Source organism: Kitasatospora sp. NPDC088779 (assembly GCF_040685395.1).
In the GTDB taxonomy this organism is placed as follows: Bacteria; Actinomycetota; Actinomycetes; order Streptomycetales; family Streptomycetaceae; genus Kitasatospora.
On sequence record NZ_JBFBHW010000107.1, the window covers coordinates 1 to 4,336 of the forward strand.

Here is a 4,336-nt window from a genome sequence, read left to right on the forward strand (position 1 = left end):
CCTGCAGTACCGGCCCGACACCATCGACGGCTTCATAGCCGGCACCGGCCTCACCCTCGACACCCCAACCTCACCCTGACAAGCCGAAGTCAGTAGGAACGCACCTTCGGACCTTTCCGCGTTCCCCGCCCGATGCGCCGGGCAGATGCGCCCCAAGGCGACACGGGACCCGGAAGGCCCGGAGGCATACCCCAGCCGCCTCCGGGAGAGGGCCCCGTTGATGGTGACGACTGTCCCGGATCCTGACCAGACGGGGGACCCTGGCGCCACAGCACTGGGCCAAAAAGCCGGGATGGCCGTGCACGTTCCGCTGTACCGGCCGGCGCACATTCGGGTGTACGCCGACAGCTGTCGGCGTACACGGGTAAGTGCTCAGGCAGGTACACGTGAATGTGCCCGGCTGGGTGAAGGCAGCCGGGCGGCGGGAGACGCAGGTCGGTGGTCAACAAATTGGGATGACAGGTCTCGACCTGGTCGGCATGATCGGTCAGTTGTTCCGTCATGTCTCACCTCGGAGGTACGCCACGTCCATCCACCGCGAACGAGCCTGGGACCTGCCGTGGTCCGCTGCTGCCCCCGGCCGGAACGCTTTCGACTGGGACGACGACGAGGCGGCGCGGCTGACGGCGCTGGTCGTTCCGATGGCGCCTCCCATCGGTGCCGAGCGGATGGCGGGCTTTCGATTCATCGACGAGGTCACCGTGCTCCTGGTGTCCCGTTATGGCCGGTGGGCCTGCGGTTGGGACCATTCGAACCACCACGGCGGTCCCGTCGAGACCTGGTGCTGCGATTCGCACTCGGTCGGAGAGGCGTCGGAGACCGCCGAACGCGTCGTGACCTGCCTGCTGGAGTGGCGTGACTGGCTGGAGGACATGGCCGAGCGGTTCGAGCAGCTTGCACCCCTTCCCGGTACGGACGCCGAGGACCGCAGCTGGCACCTGGAACGCGCGGTGACCCGCCTGGTCACCGCGGTCGTCAACAGCACCCACGCCGAGTCGTCCTGGTACGGGATCTGCGAGACGACGCTGACCTGGTTCCTTACCTCCACCGGCCTGGGACTGGAAGAGGCGCAGAAGGCGGTGGAAGCCGCGATCGGCGGCCGGTTCAAGAGCCACAGTGCGCCCGCCCCGCCCCTGGTCGACACGGTGGGAGAGGATCTGGCGATTCGCCCGACCGGCCGCGGGTTCTACCGTGAGCGATGACGCGCTGGCCACGTGGTGCAAGGTCAGGGAGCAGGTCGACTGGTCCTCGGCCGCGAGCGTGCGCGCGGCACCGGTGTGCACGGCCGTGGACGGACTCGCCGCCTGGTTCGACGGTCCGGTCCGCCTCCGCGACCCGGACCGCGCCGACCGGCTGCTCGCCGCGATGACCCTGTCCCGCGCCGATGCCTCACAGGGAGAGCCGCTCACCCCGACCCTTCTGGCCGGCTGGCAGAAGCTGGTCCTAGGTGTGAACGAGGTGCGCCTGCGTCAGAGCGACGCCTTCGCCAAGGACGGCCGGGAACGATACGGGCTCACGCCCCACACCTGGCAGGACTTCGCCGCTTGCCTACACCAGAGCGCCGCCCTGTCGGTCCCCCTGCCAGCCCGCGCGGCCAGGGCGTACCTCGACATCGCCTTCTTCCACCCCTACCCGGACGGCAACGCCCGCCTGGCAGTACTGGTCCTCGCTCACGTCCTGGACACGGAGGGAGTACGCCTGGACGAAGTGGGGCCGCTGCAGACCACCCGCTACGCGGACGACCCGGACGGCGCCCTCGACCTGGCGGCCCTGATCACCGTACTGATCCGCGCCACTCACCGCCGGGCAACCACACGGTGAGAGAAGGCTCCCGCCGAACCGGGCAGGTGAGCACGTTCAGCAGTACGCGGCTGAGCACTTACCCGTGTACGCCGACAGGTGGGCCGCGCCTGATGCGTTGTCCCTGGTGGATGCGATGATCGCCGTTGCCAGCGTGAGCACGCTGGTTTCACGACTCGGGGGTGGCTCGTATGGACACGTGGCAAGAGCTTTCAGTGCTGGTGGAGGAGCGGCTGAAGGCGGCGTCGACCAGTGAACGTGGCGTGTTCGCTGCCGGTGTCGCGGAACGGCTCATGAACTGGCACGAGGCCCTGCCCGAGGACGAGCAGGCGCCGTTCACCGTGGGCCTTCGCCCCCTGTTGAACTCTGTGTGGGAGGGCGTCCTCGGCGACACGACGGCGTTCTCGGCAGTGAACCGCGGTGTCGCCGAGTACATGCTCAGCGAGTACTGCCACAACGACGGCCAGGACGGGCCCGATGATGCGGACGAGTCGGCCGCAACCGCGACGTTGTATGCCGCTCACGCCTATCTGTTCGGCTGCTACGACTTCGCCCATTGGACCAGCCGCCGGGCGGTGGAAGCCGTTGACCAACACCTGGAGTACCTCGCCGAACAGGAAGAAGACGAGCTCGTCCCTGATACGGACGAAGCTCTGGCTTCCGAGTTGCAGCGGCAGTTGCGGGATCTCGACCTCATCGCGAACTACTCGAAGGAGCTTCGCTACTCCAGCACGGGACTGCCCGTCGACACCTCGATCCGACTCCGCGTGGAGCTTCGAACTCCTCTCTCTAACCGGGCATGAGTGCCCCAGCAGACCTCTCATCCTCCAGACTGGGTTAAACCCCTACTGGCCTGCGTCGACCAGATTGTTTGAGACGGGTTGTCACCCTTTCGCGTGACGGTATCCGGCTCTCGGCCACGGTGGTCCGCAGGATCCTCCACCCTCGCAGTGACGGGGACGATTCCGGCAGAGCGGAGGTGTTCGTGGACGGGTCCGCAGTGATGGCCTCCGCCCGGGAGTACGCCTCGGGCGTCGAGGGCGGGTTCGTCGACACCGACGGCGTCGAGCGTTCCGGTCCGTTGGCGTGCTGGTGGGCAGAGCCCTTCGAACTGGCATCGCCAGTGCGGCCGTTCGCCTCGTTCAAGGGGCAGAAGAACTTCACCGGCGAGTACTGGGCGGCGACAACGCGGACCCACGTGGGCTACGAGTCCTGGGTGGAGAGAGACGCGGCGATGGCGCTGGACTTCGATCCCGCTGTCGTCGCGCTGGCCTCCCAGCCCTTCCGCCTTGCCTGGACGGACGGGGAGCGGGAGCGCCGACATACCCCGGACTACTTCGCCCGGTTGCTGGACGGCACAGGTGTCGTTGTCGACGTGCGACCGGGGAACCTGGTCGACGAGGCCACCGCCGAGGTCTTCGCGTTCACCGCGCGGGTCTGCGAGGAAGTGGGCTGGCAGTTCCGCCACGTCGGCGCCCTGAACCAGCCCTACCGGGCGAACCTGCGCTGGCTGGCCCGCTACCGCCACCGCCGCTGCCATCGCGCCCCAGCAGCCGACCAGCTGAGGGAGATCTTCGTCGATCCGCTGCCCCTGCTTGCCGGGGCTGAGCAGGTCGGGGACCGACTGGCCGTGCTGCCGGTGCTCTACCACCTGCTCTGGCGGCACGAACTGACGGCGGACCTGGTGACGGCCCCGCTGGGCACCGGCACCCTGGTGCACCTGACGTCCCGGGGCCGGCCGTGAATTCCGCGCGGCCTGGTCGGCTGCGGCTCGGCGACCGGGTCAGGTTCCAGAAGCACACCTACACGGTGGTCGGCCTGACCGGGATGCGGGTCCGGCTGGCCGACACGCACGGCGCCGGCATGCTCGTCGACCAGGTCCACCTGCAGTCCGCCGAGGACTTCGCGGTCCTCGGGGCCAGCGACGCACCGCGCTGGGCTCGGCCGCGCTGCTGGACCGCCTGCCCGAGCCGGTGGCCGAGCGCGCCCTGTGGTGGCAGCGGCACCTGGTCGAACTTCTCACCGGCCTGCCACCCGACGCCCCGGCCGGGGCCCGGGTCAAGTCCGAGTACGACCCCGCCTGCCGCTCGCTGGCCGAACGCGAGCGAGCGAAGGCCGCCGAGTTGACCGCACTGGGCGAGGAGGTCAAGGCGCGGACGGTCAAGCGCAAGCGCCAGCAGTATGAGGCCGGCGGGATCGCAGCGGTAGTGGATCACCGGCTCGCCCCGCACGCCTCACTGCTCGGGCGGGCCGATCCGCGGGTGCTGGCCGCGATCCGCCAGGCGATCGGCGAAAGCGTCCCGGCCTCCACCCGCACCATCGAGTACGCGCGCTGGCGGACCGAGCGGATTCTGGAAGCCGAGCACGGCCTGGGAGCGGTGAAGATGCCGTCACGGGCGACGTTCTACCGGCTCTTCGACAAGCTGTCGCACGGCGTCCACGTGAGTGGGTCGAGGGTGTGCCGGATGTCCCACAGGGCGCCGCTGAAGATGGTGGAGTTGAGGTGCGCGCCGCCGTTGTCCAGGTCGAGCCCGGC

4 protein-coding genes and 1 pseudogene are annotated in these 4,336 nt (G+C 69.0%); all 5 read left to right on the plus strand.

The genetic code is table 11. From position 1 onward, the window contains the following. Window positions 1-455: 455 nt before the first annotated feature. Window positions 456-1,202, plus strand: a complete 747-nt coding sequence (locus AB0P03_RS40530; protein WP_363633752.1) for a hypothetical protein — start codon at window positions 456-458, stop codon at window positions 1,200-1,202. Further along, a complete protein-coding gene (locus AB0P03_RS40535) occupies window positions 1,192-1,821 on the plus strand; it encodes a hypothetical protein (protein WP_363586109.1) in 630 nt (209 codons plus the stop codon). The genes AB0P03_RS40530 and AB0P03_RS40535 overlap by 11 nt, the downstream gene beginning before the upstream one ends. 170 nt (window positions 1,822-1,991) lie before the next feature. Next, a complete protein-coding gene (locus tag AB0P03_RS40540) occupies window positions 1,992-2,603 on the plus strand; it encodes a hypothetical protein (RefSeq protein WP_363586110.1) in 612 nt (203 codons plus the stop codon). A gap of 182 nt (window positions 2,604-2,785) precedes the next feature. Further along, on the plus strand, window positions 2,786-3,544 hold the full coding sequence (locus tag AB0P03_RS40545) for a TnsA-like heteromeric transposase endonuclease subunit (RefSeq protein WP_363633754.1): 759 nt from the start codon (window positions 2,786-2,788) through the stop codon (window positions 3,542-3,544). 229 nt (window positions 3,545-3,773) lie between these two features. Further along, window positions 3,774-4,336: pseudogene (locus AB0P03_RS40550) on the plus strand (integrase); the annotation flags it as partial.